The organism is Methylobacterium sp. Leaf93 (genome assembly GCF_001422345.1).
Lineage (GTDB): Bacteria > Pseudomonadota > Alphaproteobacteria > Rhizobiales > Beijerinckiaceae > Methylobacterium > Methylobacterium bullatum.
The window spans coordinates 335,009-357,394 of the sequence record NZ_LMMS01000026.1 but is presented as its reverse complement, the minus strand read 5'-3'; the positions used below and the strand labels follow the sequence as shown (position 1 = coordinate 357,394).

Annotated in this window: 22 protein-coding genes; 6 read left to right on the top strand and 16 right to left on the bottom strand. The window is 66.3% G+C overall.

Translation table 11 applies throughout. The features are described 5' to 3' along the window. Nucleotides 1-62: 62 nt before the first annotated feature. From miaB to ASF26_RS15395, 5 genes are all read right to left on the bottom strand, one after another. Nucleotides 63-1,403: a tRNA (N6-isopentenyl adenosine(37)-C2)-methylthiotransferase MiaB gene (gene miaB, locus ASF26_RS15415; RefSeq protein WP_056255616.1), complete on the bottom strand. Its 1,341-nt coding sequence runs from the start codon at nucleotides 1,401-1,403 to the stop codon at nucleotides 63-65. A 264-nt stretch (nucleotides 1,404-1,667) separates the two neighbouring features. Further along, nucleotides 1,668-2,540, bottom strand: coding sequence for a lysophospholipid acyltransferase family protein (locus tag ASF26_RS15410; RefSeq protein ID WP_056255614.1), 873 nt, complete (start codon nucleotides 2,538-2,540; stop codon nucleotides 1,668-1,670). Nucleotides 2,541-2,567: 27 nt separating this feature from the next. After that, nucleotides 2,568-3,089, bottom strand: a complete 522-nt coding sequence (locus ASF26_RS15405) for a GNAT family N-acetyltransferase (protein ID WP_056255612.1) — start codon at nucleotides 3,087-3,089, stop codon at nucleotides 2,568-2,570. Then, a complete protein-coding gene (gene tsaB, locus ASF26_RS15400; protein WP_056255839.1) occupies nucleotides 3,086-3,766 on the bottom strand; it encodes a tRNA (adenosine(37)-N6)-threonylcarbamoyltransferase complex dimerization subunit type 1 TsaB in 681 nt (226 codons plus the stop codon). Before tsaB ends, ASF26_RS15405 begins: the two co-directional genes overlap by 4 nt. A 123-nt stretch (nucleotides 3,767-3,889) precedes the next feature. Further along, nucleotides 3,890-4,456, bottom strand: a complete 567-nt coding sequence (locus tag ASF26_RS15395) for a NifU family protein (protein WP_056158707.1) — start codon at nucleotides 4,454-4,456, stop codon at nucleotides 3,890-3,892. Nucleotides 4,457-4,732: 276 nt separating this feature from the next. Between ASF26_RS15395 and rplS the strand changes: the two genes are divergently transcribed. Continuing rightward, nucleotides 4,733-5,188 carry a 50S ribosomal protein L19 gene (rplS, locus tag ASF26_RS15390; RefSeq protein WP_018042354.1) on the top strand — a complete coding sequence of 152 codons (456 nt, stop codon included), beginning with the start codon at nucleotides 4,733-4,735 and terminating at the stop codon, nucleotides 5,186-5,188. A 147-nt stretch (nucleotides 5,189-5,335) separates the two neighbouring features. Here rplS and ASF26_RS15385 read toward each other — a convergent pair whose 3' ends face one another. The 3 genes from ASF26_RS15385 to leuD form a co-directional block, all read right to left on the bottom strand. Continuing rightward, nucleotides 5,336-5,590: a hypothetical protein gene (locus ASF26_RS15385; RefSeq protein WP_056255610.1), complete on the bottom strand. Its 255-nt coding sequence runs from the start codon at nucleotides 5,588-5,590 to the stop codon at nucleotides 5,336-5,338. A 499-nt stretch (nucleotides 5,591-6,089) separates the two neighbouring features. Next, on the bottom strand, nucleotides 6,090-7,280 hold the full coding sequence (locus tag ASF26_RS15380; RefSeq protein ID WP_056255607.1) for a lytic murein transglycosylase: 1,191 nt from the start codon (nucleotides 7,278-7,280) through the stop codon (nucleotides 6,090-6,092). An 80-nt stretch (nucleotides 7,281-7,360) separates the two neighbouring features. After that, nucleotides 7,361-7,963, bottom strand: coding sequence for a 3-isopropylmalate dehydratase small subunit (gene leuD, locus ASF26_RS15375; protein ID WP_056255605.1), 603 nt, complete (start codon nucleotides 7,961-7,963; stop codon nucleotides 7,361-7,363). A gap of 212 nt (nucleotides 7,964-8,175) precedes the next feature. Between leuD and ASF26_RS23170 the strand changes: the two genes are divergently transcribed. Then, nucleotides 8,176-8,346 carry a hypothetical protein gene (locus tag ASF26_RS23170; protein WP_187273293.1) on the top strand — a complete coding sequence of 57 codons (171 nt, stop codon included), beginning with the start codon at nucleotides 8,176-8,178 and terminating at the stop codon, nucleotides 8,344-8,346. Between the two features lie 15 nt (nucleotides 8,347-8,361). On the opposite strand, the gene ccrA is transcribed toward ASF26_RS23170, so the two are convergent. Then, on the bottom strand, nucleotides 8,362-9,645 hold the full coding sequence (gene ccrA, locus ASF26_RS15365) for a crotonyl-CoA carboxylase/reductase (RefSeq protein ID WP_056255602.1): 1,284 nt from the start codon (nucleotides 9,643-9,645) through the stop codon (nucleotides 8,362-8,364). A 394-nt stretch (nucleotides 9,646-10,039) separates the two neighbouring features. On the opposite strand from ccrA, the gene ASF26_RS15360 reads away from it, so the two are divergent. The 3 genes from ASF26_RS15360 (at nucleotide 10,040) to ASF26_RS15350 (ending at nucleotide 14,188) form a co-directional block, all read left to right on the top strand. Beyond that, on the top strand, nucleotides 10,040-12,100 hold the full coding sequence (locus ASF26_RS15360; RefSeq protein ID WP_056145927.1) for a protein meaA: 2,061 nt from the start codon (nucleotides 10,040-10,042) through the stop codon (nucleotides 12,098-12,100). Between the two features lie 151 nt (nucleotides 12,101-12,251). Beyond that, nucleotides 12,252-13,262 carry a glycosyltransferase family 4 protein gene (locus tag ASF26_RS15355; protein ID WP_056255601.1) on the top strand — a complete coding sequence of 337 codons (1,011 nt, stop codon included), beginning with the start codon at nucleotides 12,252-12,254 and terminating at the stop codon, nucleotides 13,260-13,262. Further along, a complete protein-coding gene (locus tag ASF26_RS15350) occupies nucleotides 13,259-14,188 on the top strand; it encodes an NAD-dependent epimerase/dehydratase family protein (protein ID WP_056255598.1) in 930 nt (309 codons plus the stop codon). The genes ASF26_RS15355 and ASF26_RS15350 overlap by 4 nt, the downstream gene beginning before the upstream one ends. Here ASF26_RS15350 and ASF26_RS15345 read toward each other — a convergent pair. The 5 genes from ASF26_RS15345 to ASF26_RS15325 all read right to left on the bottom strand — a co-directional run bounded on the left by ASF26_RS15345 (nucleotide 14,185) and on the right by ASF26_RS15325 (nucleotide 19,816). After that, entirely contained in the window at nucleotides 14,185-16,152 is a 1,968-nt protein-coding gene (locus ASF26_RS15345; protein WP_056255596.1) for an SDR family NAD(P)-dependent oxidoreductase, read from the bottom strand. The two genes, ASF26_RS15350 and ASF26_RS15345, sit on opposite strands and share 4 nt — an antisense overlap. Before the next feature lie 75 nt (nucleotides 16,153-16,227). Beyond that, entirely contained in the window at nucleotides 16,228-17,034 is an 807-nt protein-coding gene (locus tag ASF26_RS15340; protein WP_056255837.1) for a DUF1206 domain-containing protein, read from the bottom strand. A gap of 167 nt (nucleotides 17,035-17,201) precedes the next feature. After that, nucleotides 17,202-17,543 (bottom strand): hypothetical protein, encoded by a 342-nt coding sequence (locus ASF26_RS15335; protein WP_056158688.1) that lies wholly within the window; start codon nucleotides 17,541-17,543, stop codon nucleotides 17,202-17,204. A 35-nt stretch (nucleotides 17,544-17,578) separates the two neighbouring features. Next, nucleotides 17,579-18,145: a Uma2 family endonuclease gene (locus ASF26_RS15330; protein WP_056255594.1), complete on the bottom strand. Its 567-nt coding sequence runs from the start codon at nucleotides 18,143-18,145 to the stop codon at nucleotides 17,579-17,581. Between the two features lie 225 nt (nucleotides 18,146-18,370). Further along, nucleotides 18,371-19,816, bottom strand: coding sequence for a saccharopine dehydrogenase NADP-binding domain-containing protein (locus ASF26_RS15325; RefSeq protein WP_056255591.1), 1,446 nt, complete (start codon nucleotides 19,814-19,816; stop codon nucleotides 18,371-18,373). Nucleotides 19,817-20,154: 338 nt separating this feature from the next. Here ASF26_RS15325 and ASF26_RS23165 point away from each other — a divergent pair, with 338 nt between their 5' ends. Further along, entirely contained in the window at nucleotides 20,155-20,313 is a 159-nt protein-coding gene (locus ASF26_RS23165; RefSeq protein WP_162238958.1) for a hypothetical protein, read from the top strand. A gap of 3 nt (nucleotides 20,314-20,316) precedes the next feature. Here the strand turns inward: ASF26_RS23165 and ASF26_RS15320 are convergent, their stop codons facing one another. Together ASF26_RS15320 and ASF26_RS15315 are read right to left on the bottom strand one after the other, a co-directional pair. Then, nucleotides 20,317-20,862, bottom strand: a complete 546-nt coding sequence (locus ASF26_RS15320) for an N-acetyltransferase (RefSeq protein WP_056255835.1) — start codon at nucleotides 20,860-20,862, stop codon at nucleotides 20,317-20,319. Between the two features lie 140 nt (nucleotides 20,863-21,002). Next, nucleotides 21,003-22,169: a type III PLP-dependent enzyme gene (locus ASF26_RS15315; RefSeq protein ID WP_018042371.1), complete on the bottom strand. Its 1,167-nt coding sequence runs from the start codon at nucleotides 22,167-22,169 to the stop codon at nucleotides 21,003-21,005. Nucleotides 22,170-22,386: the final 217 nt, after the last annotated feature.

The window sequence follows — 22,386 nt, the reverse complement described above, 5'->3', positions numbered from 1 at the left end:
ACGGCATGACGCGGCCGGCCCGTCGCCCGGGGCGGAGGTGCGATTCCGTGGCATGCGCGCTTTCAAGCGGCCGCCGCCTCGTCGGTGACGGCTTCGCCGAACAGGCTGTTCGAGCCGGCACGGACCACGCGCACGGGCACGACCGTACCGATGGTGGCGGCCGGAGCGTCGAATTGGACGGGCAGAAGATGCGGCGTCTTGCCGGCGACCTGCCCCGGATGGCGGCCGGCCTTCTCCACCAGCACCTCCACGACATGGCCCACGGCGGACGCGTTGAAGGCGTGGCGCTGGTTATCGAGCAAGGCCTGGAGGGCTGCGAGGCGCTCGGACTTCACGACCTGGGGCACGGCGTCCTCGCGCTCGGCGGCCGGCGTACCGGGGCGCGGGCTGTACTTGAATGAATAGGCCGACGCGAAGCCGATCTCGGCCACGAGGCGCATCGTCTCGTCGAACTCCACGTCGGTCTCGCCGGGAAACCCAACGATGAAGTCGGAGGACAGGGCGATATCCGGCCGGACCCGGCGCACGCGCTCAATGAGCCGTCGATACTGGTCGCCCGTATGCTTGCGGTTCATCGCCTGCAGTACGCGGGTGGAGCCCGACTGCACCGGGAGATGCAGATAGGGCATCAAAGCGGCGATTTCCCCATGTGCCCGGACCAAGTCATCGGCCATGTCGTTGGGGTGACTCGTGGTATAGCGCAGGCGCAGGAGGCCGGGGATCGACTCGAGAGCGCGCATCAGCGTGGGAAGCGTCACCGGAACGCCGTCGGCCCCGGCCCCGTGATAGGCGTTAACGTTCTGCCCGATCAGCGTGAGTTCGCGCGCGCCGCCCCGAACAAGTTTGCGCGCCTCGTCCAGGATCGCCTCCACAGAGCGCGAGACTTCGGCGCCGCGCGTGTAGGGCACGACGCAGAAGGCACAGAATTTGTCGCAGCCTTCCTGTACGGTGAGGAAGGAGGATACGGCCGCCGTCCGGCGGATGGGCAGATGGTCGAACTTGTCCTCGACGGGAAACTCCGTATCGACCACGCGCGTCGAGGCGGAACGGGTGAGGAGATCGGGCAGGCGATGGTAGTTCTGTGGGCCGACGACCACATCGACCGAGGGCGCCCGCGCCAGGATCTCCTTGCCTTCGGCCTGCGCAACGCAGCCAGCGACCACGATCCGGGTGTCCAGGCCGGCCTCGGCTCGGGCCGTCTTCAGAACGCGCAGGCGCCCGAGTTCGGAGTAGACCTTGTCGGCGGCCTTCTCGCGGATGTGGCAGGTGTTGAGGACGACGACATCCGCCTCCTCGACGCTTTCCGTGGCGGCATAGCCTTGGCTGGCGAGCAGGTCCGACATGCGGCCTGCATCGTAGGCGTTCATCTGGCAGCCGTAGGATTTGACGAAGGCTTTCTTCAACGCGACCGTTCCAGCACCTTATGAACCTCAGGCGTCGCTCGGACGCCCATTGCTGTCGGCGGTGCTACCACGTTTCACCCGGCCCGTCGCTTCCTCACGACACTCTACGCGCGACCGCGACAAAGACTGACCTTCACCGAACGCCGTGACGTCTTGCTGCACCGCAATCACGCAGGGCGACAACGAACATCGTTGTTCCAACGAACTCGGGAGATCGACGCTTTTGCGGCCATCGAGCCGCGGATCATGGGCGCCTGAAGGGAGTCAGGCGGCGATATCCGAGGCAGGCAACGCCTCGGCGGCGCGTGGCGGAGCCGATTGAACCGCCGTCCCGGTCTCCCACCGCCCCGTCACCGAGGCCTGCATTGCCCTGCGCACCGAGGCCTCGGCCATGGCTGTGGCGCGCTTGCGGTCCGTCCCGGCCTCGAAGGCGATGGGATCGCCCCAGACCACGTGGACGTCGATCGGACCGTCCCGGAGGAACACCGCGAGATGCGGCGCGAGTTCCATGTCGCCGTACCAGGCGATGCCCGGCCGCTCCGAGCGGACCACGGGCAGGCCGTTGCGGCGCGGATAGGTGAGGGCGAGGGGCTGGAGCCGCACCCTGTCGCGCGAACCGCCCTCGGCATCGATGGCGGCGCGGGCGGCGCCCACCAGGGAAGAGCGGAACGGCAGCAGCCGCGTTCCGTCCCCCGTCGTGCCCTCGGCGAAGAGGACGATGAGATCGCCGTCGGTCAACCGGCCCGCCACCGTGGCGTTGACGCTGGCGGTGGCCGCACGGCGCGCCCGGTCGATGAAGACGGTGCGCTGGAGACGGGCCAGGGTTCCCACCACGGGCCAGCCGGAAATCTCCGATTTCGCCACGAAGGAGAGCGGTCGCAGCGACCCGAGGACGAGGATATCGAGCCAGGAGATATGGTTGGACAGGACGAGGGCCGGCTCGCCCAGGGCCGGCGGCGTGCCACTCTGCGTCACCCTCACCGAGAACAGCGCCAGGAAGATCCGGTGGAAGTAGGTCGGCGTATGCGCGGCGATGCGCCCCCGCCCGAATCTCAAGCTGAGAAGGTGCGGCCCGACCAGTACCCCGAAGGCGAGGACGCAGATCAGGAGCCGGAAGACGGTGCCGAGACGCGTCATCGCCCGCCGCCGATCACGAATCGCGGCTCACGACAGGGACGACGTCATGGTGAAGGCTGTCGCGCGGCTGCCATCGGGGCGGGCATAATACCCCGTCCGCTCGCCGACCTGCTTGAACCCGTGACGGGCATAGAGCTTCAGGGCGGCGGCATTGCCCTCGTCGACTTCGAGATGGACGTTGCGCACGCCGTTCAATGCCAGATGCCCGAGATGCTCGCGCACGAGCTTGTGGCTCAGGCCCCCTCCGCGCACGGCAGGCGCCAGGACGACGGTGAGAATCTCGGCCTCGTCGGCCACGCGGCGCGAGAGGATGAAGCCTTGGATCGCACCGGCGCGCCACAGGGCATGGGCCTCGGTGGAGCGCTCGCACAGCATCCGCTCGAATTCATGGGCGTCCCACGGCCGTGCGAAGGCGGTGGCATGGAGGCGGGCGAGGGCGGCAGCGGAGGAGGAATCGCGCAGGGGCGTGACATAGGGCTCGCCACCCCAGGCGTCCCACCAGGCCAGCCACCAATCGAGAGCCCAGAGCGGAGAGACGGGACGATTCATCGACGGGCCAGCCTCGCGTGATCCTGGGGAGTGGCGTCCGGTCCGCGCAGGTAGAGGGGGCGTGCCAGGGCTTGGGCGGGGTCGGCCAGCATGCCGAGGGAGGCGATCCAGGCGATCTGCGGCGGCCCGGCATCGCTGACCGTCGCGGCGATGCCGCGGGACCTGAGCAGGCTCGCTAGGGCGGGTGCGCCTGACCCGACGAGGGTGACGGTGTCGCGGCCGACGTGATCGGCCGCTTCCTCCAGCCGCAACAGGCTCGGAGGCACGACGATGCCTTCCGCCATGTTCATGGCCTGAAAATACACCGAGCCGTGCCGGGCATCGATCGCGGCTGCGATCAGGCCCTGGCCGTTCGTGGCGAGGAGCGGGGCCAGGAGCCCCGAGAGGGTGGTGACGCCGACCACCGGAATCTGTGCGGCGAGCCCGACGGCCCTGGCGGCCGACAGGCCGACGCGCAGACCGGTATAGCTCCCGGGACCGACGGTGACGGCGACCCGGTCGAGGCTCTCGAACCCGCCCTCCACCCGCGCCATCACGCGTTCGAGCATGGGAAGCAGCGCCTCGGCATGGCCACGGGCCAGCGTCATGGATTCTTCGGCGAGGAGATCGTCGGAGAGATCCGTCGCGATGCAGACGGAGCAGGCGTCGAGCGCCGTGTCGATAGCCAGGATACGCAACGTCACTCCAGATCGGGATGCCCGTCGGGCATGGGAGTTTAGGACGGAAAAGGCCGCCCCGTCAGTGCGGAGCGGCCTCTAAAGCGACGAAGGAGGCGGGGTGTTGCGCGCTTGCGACGGCGATCAGACCGCCTGGACCTCGCGCACCTCGGGGAGGAAGTGCTTGAACAGGTTCTGCACGCCGTGCCGGAGGGTGGCGGTGGAGGACGGGCAGCCGGAACAGGCACCCTTCATTTCCAGGTAGACCACGCCCTCCTTGAACCCGCGGAAGGTGATGTCGCCGCCATCGCTGGCCACGGCCGGGCGCACGCGGGTCTCGAGCAGGTCCTTGATGGTGACGACGGTGTCGTGGTCCGCCTCGTCGTAGAACTCCTCCGCATCGTCTCCGCCGAGGACGACGCCCTCGGCCAGGACCGGGGCGCCCGACTGGAAGTGCTCCATGATCGCACCGAGGATCGCGGGCTTCACCTGCGGCCAGCCATGCTCGTTCTCGATCTTGGTCACCGAGATGAAGTCGTGGCCGAAATACACGCCCGCGACGCCGGGTACGTCGAACAGGCGCTGCGCCAGGGGAGAGCGCGCGGCGGATTCGACATCGCGCGCCTCGAAGGTCGATTCGGGCAGAACCACGCGGCCGGGAAGGAACTTCAGGGTGGCGGGGTTCGGGGTGGCTTCGGTCTGGATGAACATGGCTTTGATGTATCCTCGTCCGCTGCGCCGGTTCAAGGCCGGCCGGGAAGGGCGCCGGGAATGGCCCGCGCCTCTGTATTCATGTGGACCGCGCGCGGGATTTTCTCAACCGGCACACCTCCGCGGTCATACCCCCGACGCGCTTTCACTGTGCAGGATGTCGACAAGCGTCGATGCTTCCTGTATGGCCCGCGGCAACTCAAAACAGGATGCCGAAATCCTGACGCACGCATTCCCCTCCTGGGATCGCGGGCGCGCACCGGCAGGAACTTGACCATGAACATCATCCAGCAGCTCGAGCAGGAGCAGATCGCTGCGCTCGGCAAGACCATTCCCGACTTCCAGCCCGGCGACACGGTGACCGTGAACGTGAAGGTGAAGGAAGGCGAGCGTACCCGCGTGCAGGCCTATGAAGGCGTGTGCATCGCGCGCTCCGGTGGCGGCCTCAACGAGAGCTTCACCGTCCGCAAGATTTCCTACGGCGAAGGCGTCGAGCGCGTCTTCCCGGTCTACTCGCCGATGATCGATTCGATCGCCGTCGTGCGCCGCGGCAAGGTGCGTCGGGCCAAGCTGTACTACCTGCGCGATCGTCGCGGTAAGTCGGCCCGTATCGTCGAGCGCGCCGACCGTCCCGCCGAGAAGGCCGCCAAGGCCGATGCCTCGAAGGCCAACAAGGACGCCCGTAAGGCCGAGAAGGCCGCGAAGTCTGCTGCAAAGACCGCCGCCGAGTAGGCTTTCCGACGCGGCTCGTTAGAATTGCGAAAGGCCGGGCAATGCCCGGCCTTTTTCGTTGGCGGATGGACGCCGCGTCGGCGTCTATCCCAAAGCAGTCTCGTATCCCGAGACATGCTCGACCCACCCCATCCTCGATTGCAACAGTTACGAAGACGGATTGGCCGGCACGAGGATCATTTCCATCCGCCCGCCACGGGGGAAGGGGATCATTTTCATTTCCTGCTTCGGCGCAGGGCTCAACATCCGCGACGGCTCATAGCGCTGGTCGATCGCATGAGTCGCGTCGATATCTTGGTGACGCTGTTGAACGCCGCGCTTCCCCGCCGTCTGGGCAACCGCGGCCGAGGAAGCCGTCGCTAGAATGAGCACGGCGGCAATTGCTACATTTTTATACAACATGATTTTCCTTAGTGCATGTTTCAGCTACATAAGGATCAACGAGCGTCCAATAATGCCTAATCCTACGCCAAACAGCCCAGTCCGCGAACAGGGTGCGGCGTCACACGGGCCATGAGGAAATGCGAGACATTGCGTTCGGAGAGACGGATTAACCGCATGACTCGATTCGAACGTGGTCCCGCCAAAGCACAATGAAAAAGATCATCGGTAAGATGACGGCACACAGCAAATTAAATCGAGTTTTTACTTCCGGAAGCGATCTCGATAAATAACGATAGATATCGGCGTCATCTTACAAAAGAAATCACGCCGCTCGAGTTCAAGTGATGAGAAGATGTCGTCGGAAACATTACTTCCGGCCGAAGCCTTGGGCGTCACAGCCCGAGGCAGCAACCGGCGCTGCCTCGGATGAGGGGTCAGCTTCATCAGCGTCCCAGAAAGAGCGCATCGAAGTTCGGGGCGGCCGACAGAACGAGGACGTCCCGACCCCGTCACACCACTATCCCCGGCGCAGGGCCTCGAGCACCTTGCCGCCCGGTCGCCCGGTCTGCGGCATGCCGAGCTTGCGCTCGATGGCCTTGATCGCGTCGCGGGTCTTGGCGCCGACCTTACCGTCCGGTTCGCCGACATCGTAGCCCTGGGCCGCTAATCTGGTCTGAAGGTCGCGGCGCTCGGCGCGCGACAGGGGCGGATCGTCGGTGGGCCATTCCGCCTGGACGCCCGAGCGACCGCGCAGGCGGTCGGACAGCACCGCGATGGCGAGACCATAGGATTCGGCGGCATTGTAGGAATAGAGGGCGTCGAAATTCCGGGTCACTAGGAAAGCCGGGCCGTTGATGCCGGCCGGGAGCAGGATGCCGGCAGGGCCGTCTCCGGAAAGCGGGCGTCCGTCGATCCGGGTGACACCCATGGAGGCCCAATGCGCCACGGCGTGCTTGTTCTTGCGCCCGGCGGCCCCGGCATTGAAGCCTTTCGGCACACGCACCTCGTAGCCCCAGGGCTGGCCGTTCGACCATTTGGCCACGCGCAGGAAGTTGGCGGTGGAGGCCACCGCGTCGGGCACCGAATCCACGAGGTCGCGGCGCCCGTCACCGTCGCCATCGACGGCGAGGCGCTGGTAGGTGGTGGGCATGAACTGGGTCTGGCCGAAGGCGCCGGCCCATGACCCCGTGAGGCGGGACGGGTCGATGTCGCCGCGCTCGATGATCTTCAGGGTCGCCATCAGCTCGCCCTTGAAGAAGCCCGCGCGGCGGTGATTCGAGCAGATCAGGGTGGCGAAGGATTGAACCAGCGGCATCTTGCCGAGATTCTTGCCGAAGTTCGATTCGACGCCCCATACGGCGGCAATGGTGTAACGGTCGACGCCATAGCGCGCCTCCGCATTGGCGAGGGCCTGGCCATGCTGCTTCATCGCCGCCTTGCCGTCATCCACCCGCTCCTCGTCGACGAGGGCGGCCATGTAGTCCCAGATCGGTGTCTTGAACTCGGGCTGCGCCTGGGAGAGTTCGATGACCTTGTCGTCGAAGGCGATGCCGTCGGTCGCCGCGCGGAAGGTCTGGGCCGAGATCCCCTGCGAGGCCGCCTCCGCCTGAAGCGAGGCGAGGCAGGAGCGGAAGTCGGCCTTGGCCGGTACGGATGCTGCCGCACTCGCGAGGCAGAGGAGGGCGGTCAGCTTCGCGCGCGACGTCATGGGCGGTCTCCCGGCGGGTTTCGGCGTTTCCCGACCTTTAAGCCGCGCGCATGGTAAACGAACCGTGATGATGCTGGCGCTCAGGCAAATCCGCGCGCGGCGAGCTTCTCCTCGTAGGCGTCGATCTTGGGCGCGCGCTTGAGGGTCAGGCCGATCTCGTCGAGCCCATTGAGCAGGCTCTCCTTGCGCCCGGAATCGATGTCGAAATGCAGGGTGCCGCCATCCGGCCCCTTGATGGTCTGGCTTTCCAGATCGATCGTCAGGGTGGCGTTGGCGCCGCGCTCGGCATCGTCAAACAGCTTCTCCAGATCCTCAGGCGAGACGATGATGGCGAGGATGCCGTTCTTGGCGCAGTTGTTGAAGAAGATGTCGGCGAAGCTCGTGGAGATGATGCAGCGGATGCCAAAATCGGCGAGCGCCCAGGGCGCGTGCTCCCGCGACGAGCCGCAGCCGAAATTGTCGCCGGCCACCAACACCTTGGCGTTGCGATAGGCCGGCTGGTTGAGGACGAAATCCGGGTTCTCGGAGCCGTCGTCGTTGTAGCGCATCTCGGAGAACAGGCCCTTGCCCAGCCCGGTGCGCTTGATCGTCTTGAGATACTGCTTCGGGATGATCCGGTCGGTATCGACGTTGGTGATGCGCATCGGCGCGGCAACGCCGGTCAGGGTCGTGAACTTTTCCATGATGCTCGAAGTCCGGGTGGTTGAGAGTTCCGCGCTCGTCTCCCCGGCTATGAACCTCATCCTGAGGTGGAAGGGCAGGGCACACGGTGCTTTCGTCGGCCGAAAAGAATCCAGAGAGATGTTTAGCACCGCGTGTGGTTGGCTGTAAGCCTGTCTCGCCGCAGTCGTCGAAGCCGCTTATGGTAGCTGCGATCAATGACCGGGATGACGCGATGAACGAGACCGCCAATCAGTTCAAGAAGGCGCCCAAGCGCAAAAAGGAAAAGGCCCGGAGCGTTTCCGTGTCACCGGAAATGCGCCAGGCCTATGCCGATCTGATCAAGGAGCGCGAAGAGCGCGAGGCCTATGCCCAGCACCTGCCCGCCGAAGGCGGCAAGCGCTGAGCACGCTTCTCGACCTCAGCGCTTCAGGGGACCGGCCTCGATCACGTCTTCCAGCGTCCGCAGCCCGGCGCGGGGAGCGTTGACGAGGCAGGCCATGTTGCCGGGCGGGTGCTGGTTCTTCCACATCTTGGTGTGCGCCTGGGGGATCTTGTCCCACGGGAACACCTCGCTCATGCACGGGTCGATGCGCTGGTCCAGAACGAACTGGTTGGCGGCCGAGGCTTGCTTCAGATGGGCGAAGTGCGAGCCCTGAATGCGCTTCTGGCGCATCCAGACGTAGCGAGCATCGAAGGTGATGTTGAAGCCGGTGGTGCCGGCGCAGAACACCACCATGCCGCCACGCTTCACGACGAGCGCCGAGACCGGGAAGGTCGCCTCGCCGGGATGCTCGAAGACGATGTCGACGTCGTTGCCCTTGCCGGTGATGTCCCAGATCGCCTTACCGAACTTCCGGGCTTCCTTGGTCCAGGCGTGGAATTCCGGCGAGTTCACCTTGGGCAGCTGGCCCCAGCAATCGAAGTCCTTGCGGTTGATGACGCCCTTGGCGCCGAGGCTCATCACGTAGTCGCGCTTCGACTCGTCCGAGATGACCGCGATGGCGTTCGCACCGGACGCCGCGCAGAGCTGGACGCCGAACACGCCGAGACCGCCCGAGGCGCCCCAGATGAGCACGTTCTGGCCCGGCTTCACCGTGTGGGGAGCGTGGCCGAACAGCATGCGGTAGGCGGTTGCGAGGGTCAGTGTGTAGCAGGCGCCTTCCTCCCAGGTGAGGTGCTGCGGCCGCTTCATCAGCTGGCGCGACTGCACCCGGCAGAACTGCGCGAACGAGCCGTCGGGCGTCTCGTAGCCCCAGATCCGCTGCGAGGGCGAGAACATCGGGTCGCCGCCGTTGCACTCCTCGTCATCGCCGTCATCGCGGTTACAATGGACGATGACCTCGTCGCCGACCTTCCAGCGCTTCACCTTGGCACCCACGGCCCAGACGATGCCCGAGGCATCCGAACCGGCGATGTGGTAGTCGGCCTTGTGAACGTCGAAGGGGGAGATCGGCTCGCCGAGCCCGGCCCACACGCCGTTGTAATTGATGCCGGCGGCCATGACGTAGACCAGCACTTCGTCGTCACCGATCTCCCAGGTCGGCACCACCTCGACCTGCATCGATTCTTCCGGCGGACCGTGACGCTCACGCCGGATCGCCCAGGCATACATCTTCGCAGGAACGTGGCCGAGGGGCGGGATCTCGCCCAACTCGTAGAGGTCCTTGCCCTCGCTCGTATTCAAGGCCGCACTCGCCGACATCTTGGCTCTCCCGGTTATTCTTCTGAGCGACCCTATATCGACGAACCTGAACTGCTCCAAGGCCCCCTAAATGGCCATGACCCGTCACCACGCTTCCGCACCGGAGCCGTCGGCCGGGCCAATTTGTGTATTCAAAATATTGTTGCTTCAACAGACTGGCAAAGTCGGCGCATTCCGCATCGAAATCAATGCTTTAGAGCGACTTCGCATCTGCCTTGTCGTGCGACGTCCTTTAATTCGCTTGATCCTGGCGTCTAGAATTTTTCGAAACATTCTGAGCCATGAGCCGAGAAGTCCGACCTTCGGCCAGATGACGGACGCCCGAGGCTTGGATAGGGTGCCGCACAATAAGCGCGAGATGGCGCGGCCGTTGGAATCGAGTGGAGTCAGTGGAATGAGCGCGAGTGCGACCGTCGCCGAGGTCAAGCGCGACAAGCCCTGGATCATCAGGACCTATGCCGGCCATTCCAACGCCAAGGAATCGAACGCCCTCTACCGGGGCAACCTCGCCAAGGGTCAGACCGGCCTGTCGGTGGCCTTCGATCTGCCGACCCAGACCGGCTACGATCCCGACCACGAACTGGCGCGCGGCGAGGTCGGCAAGGTCGGCGTGTCGATCGCGCATCTCGGCGACATGCGGGCGTTGTTCGATCAGATCCCGCTCTCGCAGATGAACACCTCGATGACGATCAACGCCACGGCGCCGTGGCTGCTGTCGCTCTATCTCGCGGTGGCCGAGGAGCAGGGCGTGCCCTTCGCCGGCCTCCAGGGCACCACTCAGAACGACATCATCAAGGAGTATCTCTCGCGCGGCACCTATGTGTTCCCGCCCGCGCCCTCGCTTCGCCTGACCAAGGACGTGATCCTGTTCACGACCAAGGAAGTGCCGAAGTGGAACCCGATGAACGTGTGTTCCTACCACCTGCAGGAGGCCGGAGCGACGCCGGTGCAGGAGCTCTCCTACGCGCTGGCCATCGCCATCGCAGTGCTCGACACGGTGCGCGACGACCCCGATTTCGACGAGGCGAGCTTCGCCGACGTGTTCAGCCGCATCTCGTTCTTCGTGAATGCCGGCATGCGGTTCGTGACCGAGATCTGCAAGATGCGGGCGTTCTCGGAACTGTGGGACGAGATCGCCCAGGAGCGCTACGGCATCACCGACCCGAAGAAGCGCATTTTTCGCTATGGCGTTCAGGTCAACAGCCTCGGTCTCACCGAGCAGCAGCCCGAGAACAACGTCCACCGCATCCTCATCGAGATGCTGGCCGTCACCCTGTCGAAACGCGCCCGCGCCCGTGCCGTGCAGTTGCCGGCCTGGAACGAGGCTCTCGGCCTGCCGCGCCCCTGGGACCAGCAATGGTCCATGCGCATGCAGCAGATCCTCGCCTTCGAGACCGACCTCCTCGAATACGACGACATCTTCGACGGGTCGAAGGTCATCGACGCCAAGGTCGAATCCCTCAAGGAAGAGACCCGCGCGGCGCTCAAGGAGATCGGCGGCATCGGCGGCGCGGTGGCGGCGGTCGAGACCGGGGCGCTGAAGCGCGCCCTCGTGGAATCCAACGCCAAGCGCATCTCGGCCATCGAGGCGGGCGATCAGGTCGTCGTCGGCGTCAACAAGTTCCAGGCCGGTGAGCCCTCACCCCTCACGGCCGGGGAGGGCGCCATCTTCACGGTCTCCGAGACGGTGGAGATGGAAGCCGAGCAGCGCATCCGCGACTGGCGGGCCAAGCGTGACGGCAAGGCCGTGGAGAAGGCCCTCGACGAGCTCGAAGCCGCCGCGCGCTCGGGCGCCAACATCATGCCGGTCTCGATCGCGGCGGCGAAGGCCGGCGTCACCACCGGCGAATGGGGCACGCGCCTGCGCCAGGTCTTCGGCGAATACCGTGCCCCCACCGGCGTCAGCCTCGAGACGATCTCCTCGGGTGCCGCCGAGGACGCCAAGCTCCTCATCGCCGATCTCGGCGAGCGCCTGGGCGAGACGCCCAAGCTCGTCGTCGGCAAGCCCGGCCTCGACGGCCATTCGAACGGCGCCGAGCAAATCGCGCTCCGTGCCCGCGACGTCGGGTTCGACGTAACCTATGACGGCATCCGCCAGACCCCGGCCGAGATCGTGGCGAAAGCCAAGGAGACCGGCGCCCACGTGGTCGGCCTGTCGATCCTGTCCGGCAGCCACGTTCCGCTGGTGCGCGACGTGAAGGCGAAGATGCGGGAAGCCGGCCTCGACCACGTCCCCCTCGTCGTGGGCGGCATCATCTCGCCGGAGGACGAACTCGTGCTCAAGAACATGGGCGTCACGGCGGTCTACACGCCGAAGGACTACATCCTCGACACGATCATGATCGGCATCGCCAAGGTGGTGGGCCGCGCCCTCGACAAGCGCGCCGCCGAGAAGGCGGATGCCGCCGCCGGAATCGGCGGCTCCTCCGTCAGGGGTGGTGAGACGGTATTCTAGCGCCGCATATCCCTCTCCGATTCGGGGGAGGGCGTCTGCGGAACGGGCGGGGGAGAGGTGCCGGTCCCGAGCACGGGGCACTTCTCTCCCGAGGTGAGGCGAGGTACGGCGTGCGCACGACCCGTCGACACCAGCGGAACCTCACACGACAATGCCCTTCGCGCCGCTCGTCGCCGTACCGCTGGCTGCCGGCCTCAGCGCGGTCCTGATTGTCCTTCTGAAACCACTCCTGCAGCGATACGCCCTTGCGCGTCCGATCGCTCGGTCGAGCCATAGCGTCCCGACGCCCCAGGGTGCGGGCATCGCCATCGTCCTCGCGATCCTTGCCGCCTGCGGGCTCCTGGCATCGCTGACGCCGCCGATGCGGGACGCGATGGAAGCGCTGGTCCTGGCTCACGCGACCCTGATCCTCGCCGTGGTCGGCGCCGTGGACGACATTCGGCCGCTGCCGGCCTCCCTCCGGCTCGGTCTCCAGACGCTCGTCGTGGCAGCTCTCGTCCTGTCCGTGGATGGCCGGCTGATCCCGGACGTGCCGCTCGCCGCCGAACGGGCTTTCGCGGTCCTGGCCGGGGTGTGGTTCGTGAACCTGACGAACTTCATGGACGGTCTCGACTGGATGACGGTCTCGGCCATGGTGCCGGTCACCGGCGCGCTCATGCTCCTCGGACTCGTCGGCGGTCTGCCGCCGTTGCCGACCCTCGTCGCCGCATCCCTCCTCGGTGCGTTGATCGGATTCGCGCCCTTCAATCGCCCGGTGGCCCGCCTGTTCCTGGGCGATGTCGGCTCCCTTCCCATCGGCCTTCTCGTGGCGTGGCTTCTGTATCGGTTGAGCCTGCAGGGCGGGCTGGCGGCCGCCATCCTGCTTCCGCTCTACTACCTCGCCGATGCCACGCTGACGCTGCTGCGCCGTGCCACCAAGGGCGAGCCAGTCTGGCAGGCGCATCGCAGCCATTTCTACCAGCGCGCCACCACGAACGGCTTCTCGGTGATGGAGGTCGTCACCCGGGTCTTCCTGCTCGACGTCGCCCTGGCGATCCTTGCGGGGGCGACCTTGCTTTGGCCGTCCCCGCTCGTCACGCTCATTGCGATGGGCGCGGGCACGGCCCTCGTCGCCCTGGTGCTGCGGCAGTTCTCGACGATGCAAAGAGGAAAAGCCCCTTGAGCGGAAACGTCATCGCGCTCACCGGTGCCACCGGCTTCATCGGCCGCCACCTGCTGCGCTCGCTGTCCGATCAGGGCTACCGGGTCCGGGTGCTGCTGCGACGACCGGTCGAGCTGCCGCCCGGTGCCAGTGGGGCCGTGGTGGGCGATTTGAGCCGTCCCATGAACATGGCGGCGGCGTTGTCCGGCGTCGATGCCATCGTTCATTCCGCCGGCCTCGCCCATGCCATGTCCGGCACGCCGGAGGACGATTACCGCTCTTCGAACATCGAGGCGACGCGACGTCTCGCCGAAGCCGCGGCCAAGGCGCGGGTCGGGCGCTTCGTGTTTCTCTCCTCGATCAGAGCACAGAGCGGAATCAGCGCGACGGGAACCATCACTGAAAATGACCGGCCCCATCCCACGGATGCCTATGGCCGCTCGAAACTCGCCGCCGAGGAAGCCTTGGCCGAGATCGGGATCGACTGGGTCGCCCTGCGTCCGGTCCTCGTCTACGGCGCGGGGGTGAAGGGCAACATGGCAGCACTCCTGCGGCTCGCACGCACACCCTATCCCCTGCCGTTCGCGAACCTGACGGGGCGCCGGTCGCTGATCTCGGTGGAAAACCTGTCGGCCGCCATCGTCACGGTCTTGCATCACCAAGGGCCGCTCGGCCGTGCCCTGGTGGCGGCCGAACCCGACGCGCTCAGATTGCCCGAGATGATCGCTGCGTTGAGGGCGGGCCTGGGCCGGCGCGCCGGCCTCGTTCCCTGTCCGCCGAGCCTGCTCGGCCTGGCCTGCCGGGTGACGGGTCGGGGAGAGGTCTTCGAGCGCCTGTCGGGGGATCTCGTAGCGCGTTCCGACAGGCTGTCGGCGCTGGGGTGGACGCCCGCTCAGACCTCCTCCGAAGGGCTCGCCGCCCTGTCCCGCGGCGATACGGCAGCTTAAGCCGGCACGGTCACCGGGGCCGGCTTCGGCTCGGGGACGCATTTCGGCCGGTTGCGATAATCCGGAATGGCGGTCTCGAACACCAGGTCGGCGGCGGCCCTGTCATGGGTCTCCACCGCCCGCTTCAACGCCGCGATCCAGCTTTCCAACACGGACCTGTCGGCGAAGACGGGCTTGGCCGCCATGACGCCGTCGATCCCGTCGAGGGCGACACGCGGCTCCTCGCGGGCGAACAGGATCTCGTTCAAGCGCTCTCCCGGCCGCGATCCGGTGAAGACCACCTCGATATCCTCGCCGGGCTCGAATCCGGCGAGCCGGATCATGCGCTCGGCGAGATCGAGAATGCGCACGGGCTGGCCCATCTTCAGCACGTAGACCGCCGCACGCTGGTCGGATTCGGGGGTGGTCAGGGAGAGGCAGCGTCCCTCGCGGTCGCCGTGGGAAGCGGCGGTGAGAACGAGGTCGGCGGCCTCGCGCACGGTCATGAAATAGCGCACCATCTCCGCATCGGTGACGGTGACCGGGCCGCCCCGAGCGATCTGCGCCTTGAACACCGGGACCACCGACCCAACGGAGCCCAGCACGTTGCCGAACCGCACCGCGATCAGCCGGGTCGGCTTTTCCTGCGGCGCGACGGCCTGCTCGGCATCGAGAGCCTGAGCCACCATCTCCGCCAGACGCTTGGTGACGCCGAGTTGGGAGACCGGCTCGATGGCCTTGTCGGTGGAGATCATCACCATGGCGCGGGCGCCGGCGGCGACCGTCGCATCCGCCACGTTGATGGAACCGAGGACGTTGGTCTTGATGCCCTCGGGCCAGTCCCGCTCCAAATACGGCACCTGCTTCAGGGCAGCGGCGTGGAACACGTAATCCGGCCGGAAGTCGGCGAAGACGCCGTGCAGACGCTCCCGGTCGCGGACGTCGCACAGAGCGCCGGTCACGTCCGCCGCCGCAATGGCTGGCTGGCTCAGGATGCCGTGGAGGGCCGGCTCGGAATTTTCCAAGACCAGGACCGAAGCCGCGCCGAAGGCGACGGCCCGGGCGACGATCTCCGAGCCGATCGAGCCGCCGCCTCCGGTGACGATGACGCGCGTTCCCTTGAGGAATCGTTCCAGGCGCGGCCGGTCGATGGACACGGTGGGCCGAAGGAGCAGGTCCTCGATCTCCAGGGGCGCCAGTTCGGCATCGCGCATCCCCTCGCCGAGACTCGTGACCCGAGAGAGCGGGACGCCGAGGCGCCGGGCGCGGGCGATCAGGTCGTCGGGGCCGGCCTCGGGCGTCAGGGCGTTGGGCACGGCGACGAGGCGGCGCACGGGAGATCCCTCGGCGGCGAGGTTCGCGACGACGCGTTCGAGGTCCGAAAATCCACCCAGCACGGGGATGCCGCGCATGATCTGTCCGGTCTCGTTGCTGCGCGGCGACAGGATGCCCTTGGGGGACAGGTGTCGCACCGAGCCCGCTTCGATGGCCCGAAGGAGAAGCTCGATATCCCTGCCGCGTCCCAGCAGCAGCGTCGGGGTCGTGGCGCCGCGAGCCTGGCTCTGCCGCGAGCGAGAATATTTCAGGTAGCGGAAGGCGAGCCGGGTGCCGCCTAACAGGAAGATCTGCAGCACCCAATACAGGGCGATGGCGATCTTTCCGAAGAAGTAGAAACCGTACATGCTCGCGGAAACGAGCACGTAATCGACCACGAGAAGAGTCAGGGCAAGCACGCTCGCCGCACGTACGATCCCGGCAAGATCAGGGAGCGAGGCGAAGCGCCACTTGGTTCGGTAGAGCTTGAACCAGCTGTAGACCAGCGCGGCGAAGCCGACGAAAGGCGGCAGAAGAATCGGAAGCGCGTGCAAGCGTTCGGAGAGCAACTCACCGTTGAACCGAAAGACGAAGGTGAGGGTCACGGCCAGGACGGTCGCCACGCAATCGTGGACCACCATCACCGCCGACTTGTAGATGCGCTGCTTCATGGGCTCCGGGCCGGGCGCGGTATCGGCGACGGGATGCCTCTCTGTCAACGCATCCGCGAACCGAGAAGCCGCCCATCACGTCAAGGACTGCACCGCACGCCTGACCGCATCGTCGGTTTCGTCAAGGTCCGGCGCATCGATGTGGCGATACCGTGCCTGGATGAGACCAAACACGCCGAAAGCGAGATGCCCCGCCGCAACGACGCCGAGGAGAGCCGTACCATAGGGTTGGGACCGCAGGGCCGAGAAGGCACCGGCCAGACCCTTTACCTCCGAGGAGGCCTGGTACCAGGCAGCGACGATGACGAAGCCGCCGATGATGAGGAACGCGATCCCGCGAGCGCCATAACCGAACTGGCCGAGCGGCTTGACCCATCGGCAATGGGCTTCGTCAAGGGCGAGGCGGTCCGTGACATCGCCCTTCCAGGCCTTCACCAGAAAGGCGATCCCGCCGCCGATGATTCCGAGGCCGATCAGGCCGACGAGCCAGGGACCGAACGGCTTCGCCAAGAGCCAGGCGGTCCAGTCCTGCAAGCCATCGCCGCCACCCGCGCTTCGGCCCAGGCCGAGTGCAAGGCTCGCCGCCGTGATGCCGAGGCCGGCCGCGACGATGCCACTGCCAAAATGGGCCAGACGAACCACGATCCCCTTCGCCGAAGTCCCATGGCGGTCGGCGTCGGTAACGGATTCGACGAGGCGCCAGGTCGCGAAGCCGAACAGACCCAAAGCGATGAGGCCGACGAGGATCACCCCGAACGGGCCGAGGAAGACCCAGCGGATCGCACTCTCGCTGTCGCCCGCTCGACCGCCTTGGCCTAGTGCCGCGAGGAGCGCCAGCCCGCCGACGATGCAGTAGACGATGCCTCGCGCACCGAACCCCATGCGCGCCAGACGCTCGATGGTATTGCGGCCCAGTCGATTCACGAGGTGACCTTCACGATGGCGTGCTTCGGAGACGGCTGGATGTGCCGTACCATCCCCAACGCCGATCGGGCTCGGACCGCTCCGGCATGGCCCTCACTTCATTGCCGGCGCGAGACCCGCTCCTCCTACTCGTTCGAACGCGTCGTCTTCCCGGCGAGGGCCACATAGAATCCGAGGCCGTCTCCTGCCGGAAGGGTCTGGAGCCTGTCGACGATCCCCTTGCGCTTCGCGTCGAGCAACAGCCGCCCAACGGGCTGGAACAGGGTCTCTCCGCCTCCTTCCGGCGGGGGATCGAAGCGGATCGCCACGGTCTTGCCTTTGCCGAAGCGACTGCGCTCCAGCATGTCATTCAAGGATGCTTCGGCCGTCGGACGATTCGTCCCGCGAAGGTCGAGAACGGATTCCGCATCGGTGACTCCCAGAGAACCGCGCAGCTTGTCGGCGTAGAAATCTTCAAAATGGGGCAAGGGCGGGACCTGACGCGGCGAGGGCGATGAGAGGCTCAGAGGGGCAGTCCGGTATAGAGGGCGCCGACCGGCACGGCGCCACCGAGTTCGGGAAGGTCGAGGCTGTCGTCACGGTACAGGGCCTCGACCGTCCAGCTCCCCGCCTCGGTCCGGCGCCAGGCCTCGACCCTGACCTCGTCCTGCGAAACGATGAGGAAGGTCCGTAGGCTCGGCACAGAGCGGTAGAAATCGGTCTTGCGACCGCGATCCAGACTCATCGTGCTCGGGGACAGGACCTCGGCCACCAGCAAGGGGTCGCTGGTATAGCCATCCTGACCCAGGGGGCCGCAGGTGACGACGATGTCGGGGATCGGCGCGAAATCGTCCATCGCCGCGCTGAGCACGCCGAGGCCGGGAAGCGCGTTGCAGCCCCGGCGTTCTGCGAGCTCGTCGAGGCGACGGATCAGGTTGGAAACGATGCGCTGGTGGCGCGCGGAAGGCGGCGACATCAGCAGGGCTATGCCGTCGATCAGTTCCCAGCGTTCCTCGTCGGGCCGGGGCTCGGCCCAGGGGCGGAACTCGGCGACGGTCATGCGGGTATCGCGGCGCGCGGCGACGGCCATGGCGGGGGCTCCCGATCGGATACGGGATGGTAGCATCCCGCCGGAACCCTGCAACATCCGTGCAGAGGAAGCCGCTATGCAGTCGTGATCGGGCAGGATCCCGGCCCCCACAGCGCGGCCCGGAGAAAGACGTAGCGTTGGTGCTCGCCCATCATGGCCTGACACTTGGCGCCAAGCAGAAGGTACGGAGCGCGGGGAGTACGATCCCGCGCTCCGTTCGTCCATTCAGCTCTGAACGAGGACGTTCCGGAACTGCCAGGGGTCGGTCTCGTCGATGTTCTCGGGGAACAGGCCCGGACGGCCGGTGAGCGGCGTCCAGTCCGTGTACACGCCAACGACAGGGCCGAGATACGGCATCTGCACTTCGAGGCAGCGGCGGAAGTCCATCTCGTCGGCCTCGACGATGCCGGCTTCCGGGTTCTCCAGCGCCCAGACCATGCCGGCGAGCACGGCCGAGGTCACCTGAAGGCCGGTGGCGTTCTGGTAGGGCGCGATGCGGCGGGTCTCCTCAATGGAGAGCTGCGAGCCGAACCAATAGGCGTTCTTCTCGTGGCCGTAGAGGAGCACGCCGAGTTCGTCGATCCCATCGACGATCTCGTTCTCGTCGAGGATGTGGTGCTTCTCCTGCACTTCGGCGGCCTTGCCGAACATCTCGTGAAGCGAGAGCACGGCGTCGTTGCAGGGGTGGTAAGCGTAGTGACAGGTTGGGCGGTAGGCGGCGCGCTCGCCCTCCAGCACCGTGTAGTAATCGGAGATCGACACGGCCTCGTTATGCGTCACGAGGAAGCCGAACTGGCTCTGGGCCGTCGGAGTCCACGAGCGAACGCGCGTGTCGGCGCCGGGCTGGAGCAGGTAGATGGCGCAGCGCGAGCCCTTCTCCTGGTCGCGGGCATTGTCAGGACGCCAGGTCTCGTGGGTGCCCCAGCCGAGCTCGGCCGGCTGGTTGCCCTCGGAGACGAAGCCCTCCACCGACCAGGTGTTGACGAAGACTCCCATGGGCTTCGGGCCCTTGGCGCGCTGGGTGTCGCGCTCGGCGATATGGATGCCCTTGATGCCGACCTCGCGCATGAGGGCGGCCCACTGGTCACGGGTCTTCGGTTCCGGCGTGGTCAGGCCGAGATCGGACGCGACGTTGAGGAGCCCCTGCTTCACGAACCAGGAAACCATGCCCGGATTGGCGCCACAGCACGAGACGGCGGTGGTGCCACCGGGGTTGGCGGCGCGCGCATCGAGGATATCCTGGCGCAGGGCGTAGTTGGTGCGGTCGCCCTGGCCCTTGGACTTGTCGAAATAGAATCCGGGCCAGGGCTCGGCGACGGTGTCGATGTAGAAGGCGCCGAGTTCACGGCACAATTCCATGATGGCGCGGGAATAGGTGTCCACGGACACGTTCACGCAGAAGCCCTGCCCGCCGCCCTCGGTGAGGAGGGGCGTGAGGACCTCGCGGTAATTGTCCTTGGTCAGCGCCACGTGCTCGAAGCGCAGGCCATGCTGATCGGCCAGGGACTTGTGCGCATCCGAGGGCTCGACGACAGTGAAGCGCGCCTTGTCGTATTCGAAGTGACGCTCGATGAGCGGAAGGGTCCCGCGACCGATCGAGCCGAAGCCGATCATCACGATGGGACCGCTGATGCGGCCGTGGACGGGCCAGGAGGTGGCGGCTTCGGTCATGCAGGCAATCCTTCTTCTCGGCCCCGCTCGAACTCACGAGCAAGGCACGTCCTTAGTCGGCGGAAATGACGGTCAGGCGACGGGCTAGTGGCCGGTCGAGGGCGTGCGGTCAACCACGTCGTCGCCTACCGCCTCGTGGACCACGAGAGGCCCAAGCGGGAAGATCATTAACATGACGTTACGTCGGCACATGATTCAGACGCGGGTCGCCGTCCCGTTGGATGCCGTTGCGAATGGTCGGCGCCGCACCGATATTGCGATGCAACAAACACGGCATAGACACACCTGAAGGGACGGAAAACGCCAGAACGCCAAATGACGGAGTTCCGATGTTATCCTTGTTTATCGCAAACACCCCCGCGCCGGCCGAAGAGCCGATCGATCGCGATCCCGGCGTCATCACCCTCGCTGCGGCCCTGATCCGCGCCGTGCGCCGCCAGCACGATGCAGCCTTCCGCCGCCGTTGCGACCAGGCGACGACCACCACCGCCATCTAGCGCTCACGCCGCCTGTCGTCGTGCATCCAATCCCTCCGGACAGGCAGCCTCTTCGAGGGTGCCTGAGGCGGAGAGAATGCCGCTCGCCCCGTCGAGTGCGCCCTTGCGGAGATTGAGACCGAGGAACCGTGCCCGTTCGAACGGGCCGGGCATGGACAGCCCGGTCATCAGATCACCGGTAAAACCAAAACGGGCGTAATACGGCGCATCGCCCATGAGGACGATGGCGCTGTGACCGAGGGCGCGCGCCCTGCCGATGGAGGCCCACATCAGGGCGCTGCCGAGGCCGTGGCCCCGAAGCGAGGGATCGACGGCGAGCGGCCCCAACAGCAGGGCAGGCCGCCCAAGCCCTGCCTCCACGTGCCACAAACGAACGGTGCCGACGACACGGCCGCTCAGTTCCGCGGTCAGTGCCAGACCGTTGGCAGGCATGCGTCCTTCGCGCAGACGCTCGGACGTCTTGAGGAATCGCGCCGGGCCGAAACAGGTATCGAGCAGCTGCTCCCGAGCCGATAGATCGGTCGGCCGTTCGTCGCGAATTTCGATCAAGGCCATGCCCTTTCCCAGATCCTGCCGGGTAACCCAACTGACGTGACGGCGGGCGGTTCTGCGCCGGAGATGGGCGACGGAACCGTCCGCGTCCGCTACCGAACGACCATGGAGCCGTTCGGCCGACGATGATATCGCGGTCAGATGACGTATTGCTGAAGGGGCGGGAACCCATTGAACGCCACCGCCGCATAGGTGGTGGTGTAGGCCCCGGCTCCTTCGATCAGCACCTTGTCGCCGATGGAAAGCGAGACGGGGAGCGGGTAGGGCACCTTCTCGTAGAGCACATCCGCGGAATCGCAGGTCGGCCCGGCGAGCACGCAGGGAGACATGCGATCCTCGTCGTGCTCGGTGCGGATCGCGTAGCGGATCGACTCGTCCATGGTCTCGGCGAGCCCGCCGAACTTGCCGATGTCGAGATAGACCCAGCGGATCTCGTCCTCGGCATCGGACTTCTTCGAGACCAGGATCACCTCGGCCTCGATCATGCCGGCATTGCCGACCATGCCGCGACCGGGCTCGATGATGGTTTCGGGCAGCTGGTTGCCGAAATGCTTGGTGAGCGCGCGGAAGATCGCGTCTCCGTAGGATTCGACCCCCGGCACGGCCTTGAGATACTTGGTGGGAAAGCCGCCGCCGAGATTGACCATGGACAAGGCGATGCCGCGATCGGCGCATTCGCGGAAGATCGTGGAGGCGGAGGCGAGCGCCCCGTCCCAGGCTTCGATGTTGCCCTGCTGCGAGCCTACATGGAACGACACGCCATAGGCGTGCAGGCCCTGGCGGCAGGCATGCTCGAGCACGTCGACGGCCATCTCCGGCACGCAGCCGAACTTACGCGACAGGGGCCATTCGGCGCCTGCACCGTCGCAGAGGATGCGGCAGAACACCTGGACCTCGCCGGCTTCGATACCGACCGCATCGGCGGCGCGGGAAATCTTCTCGACCTCGGCCTCGCAATCGACGGCGAACAGGCGCACGCCGAGTTTGAGCGCGCGACCGATGCAGCGCTCCTTCTTGATGGTGTTGCCGAAGGAAATCCGGTCGGCCGTGGCGCCGGAGGCAAGCGCCATCTCCACCTCGACCACGGAGGCCGTGTCGAAGCAGGAGCCCATCTCGGCGAGCAGACGCAGCACTTCCGGAGCCGGGTTCGCCTTCACCGCGTAGAAGACGCGGGTATCGGGCAGCGCGCGGGCGAAGGCCGTGAAGTTGTCGCGCACGACATCAAGGTCGAGCACCATCACCGGGCCTTCGTCCTGGCCCATGTCACGGCGAGCGCGCAGAAAATCGCGGATACGATCGGTCATGGTCGTTCCAACCCACAGGTTCGCGAGCGCCCGTTCGTGGGGCGCGCTGTCGAAATCGGGACGGCGATCAGCCGTCCGGCGTCGGGGGGCGATGCAACGCGATGGGCGGCGTGCTTTGGAGACACGTCGTCGACCGCGGGCGCATCAGCACCCGGAAGCTGCCGTGGATTGGAAGGGGGATCCCCACCGCACGCCGGGCAAAGAGAAACAAGCCTCT

What these genes read in the sequence shown, in the direction of transcription:
- ASF26_RS15410 (WP_056255614.1), bottom strand. Translation starts at nt 2,540, where the DNA reads ATGACGCGTCTCGGCACCGTCTTCCGGCTCCTGATCTGCGTCCTCGCC.
- ASF26_RS15405 (WP_056255612.1), bottom strand. Translation starts at nt 3,089, where the DNA reads ATGAATCGTCCCGTCTCTCCGCTCTGGGCTCTCGATTGGTGGCTGGCC.
- ASF26_RS15395 (WP_056158707.1), bottom strand. Translation starts at nt 4,456, where the DNA reads ATGTTCATCCAGACCGAAGCCACCCCGAACCCCGCCACCCTGAAGTTC.
- rplS (WP_018042354.1), top strand. Translation starts at nt 4,733, where the DNA reads ATGAACATCATCCAGCAGCTCGAGCAGGAGCAGATCGCTGCGCTCGGC.
- ASF26_RS15385 (WP_056255610.1), bottom strand. Translation starts at nt 5,590, where the DNA reads ATGTTGTATAAAAATGTAGCAATTGCCGCCGTGCTCATTCTAGCGACG.
- ASF26_RS15380 (WP_056255607.1), bottom strand. Translation starts at nt 7,280, where the DNA reads ATGACGTCGCGCGCGAAGCTGACCGCCCTCCTCTGCCTCGCGAGTGCG.
- leuD (WP_056255605.1), bottom strand. Translation starts at nt 7,963, where the DNA reads ATGGAAAAGTTCACGACCCTGACCGGCGTTGCCGCGCCGATGCGCATC.
- ASF26_RS23170 (WP_187273293.1), top strand. Translation starts at nt 8,176, where the DNA reads ATGAACGAGACCGCCAATCAGTTCAAGAAGGCGCCCAAGCGCAAAAAG.
- ccrA (WP_056255602.1), bottom strand. Translation starts at nt 9,645, where the DNA reads ATGTCGGCGAGTGCGGCCTTGAATACGAGCGAGGGCAAGGACCTCTAC.
- ASF26_RS15360 (WP_056145927.1), top strand. Translation starts at nt 10,040, where the DNA reads ATGAGCGCGAGTGCGACCGTCGCCGAGGTCAAGCGCGACAAGCCCTGG.
- ASF26_RS15355 (WP_056255601.1), top strand. Translation starts at nt 12,252, where the DNA reads ATGCCCTTCGCGCCGCTCGTCGCCGTACCGCTGGCTGCCGGCCTCAGC.
- ASF26_RS15345 (WP_056255596.1), bottom strand. Translation starts at nt 16,152, where the DNA reads ATGAAGCAGCGCATCTACAAGTCGGCGGTGATGGTGGTCCACGATTGC.
- ASF26_RS15340 (WP_056255837.1), bottom strand. Translation starts at nt 17,034, where the DNA reads ATGGGGTTCGGTGCGCGAGGCATCGTCTACTGCATCGTCGGCGGGCTG.
- ASF26_RS15330 (WP_056255594.1), bottom strand. Translation starts at nt 18,145, where the DNA reads ATGGCCGTCGCCGCGCGCCGCGATACCCGCATGACCGTCGCCGAGTTC.
- ASF26_RS15325 (WP_056255591.1), bottom strand. Translation starts at nt 19,816, where the DNA reads ATGACCGAAGCCGCCACCTCCTGGCCCGTCCACGGCCGCATCAGCGGT.
- ASF26_RS15315 (WP_018042371.1), bottom strand. Translation starts at nt 22,169, where the DNA reads ATGACCGATCGTATCCGCGATTTTCTGCGCGCTCGCCGTGACATGGGC.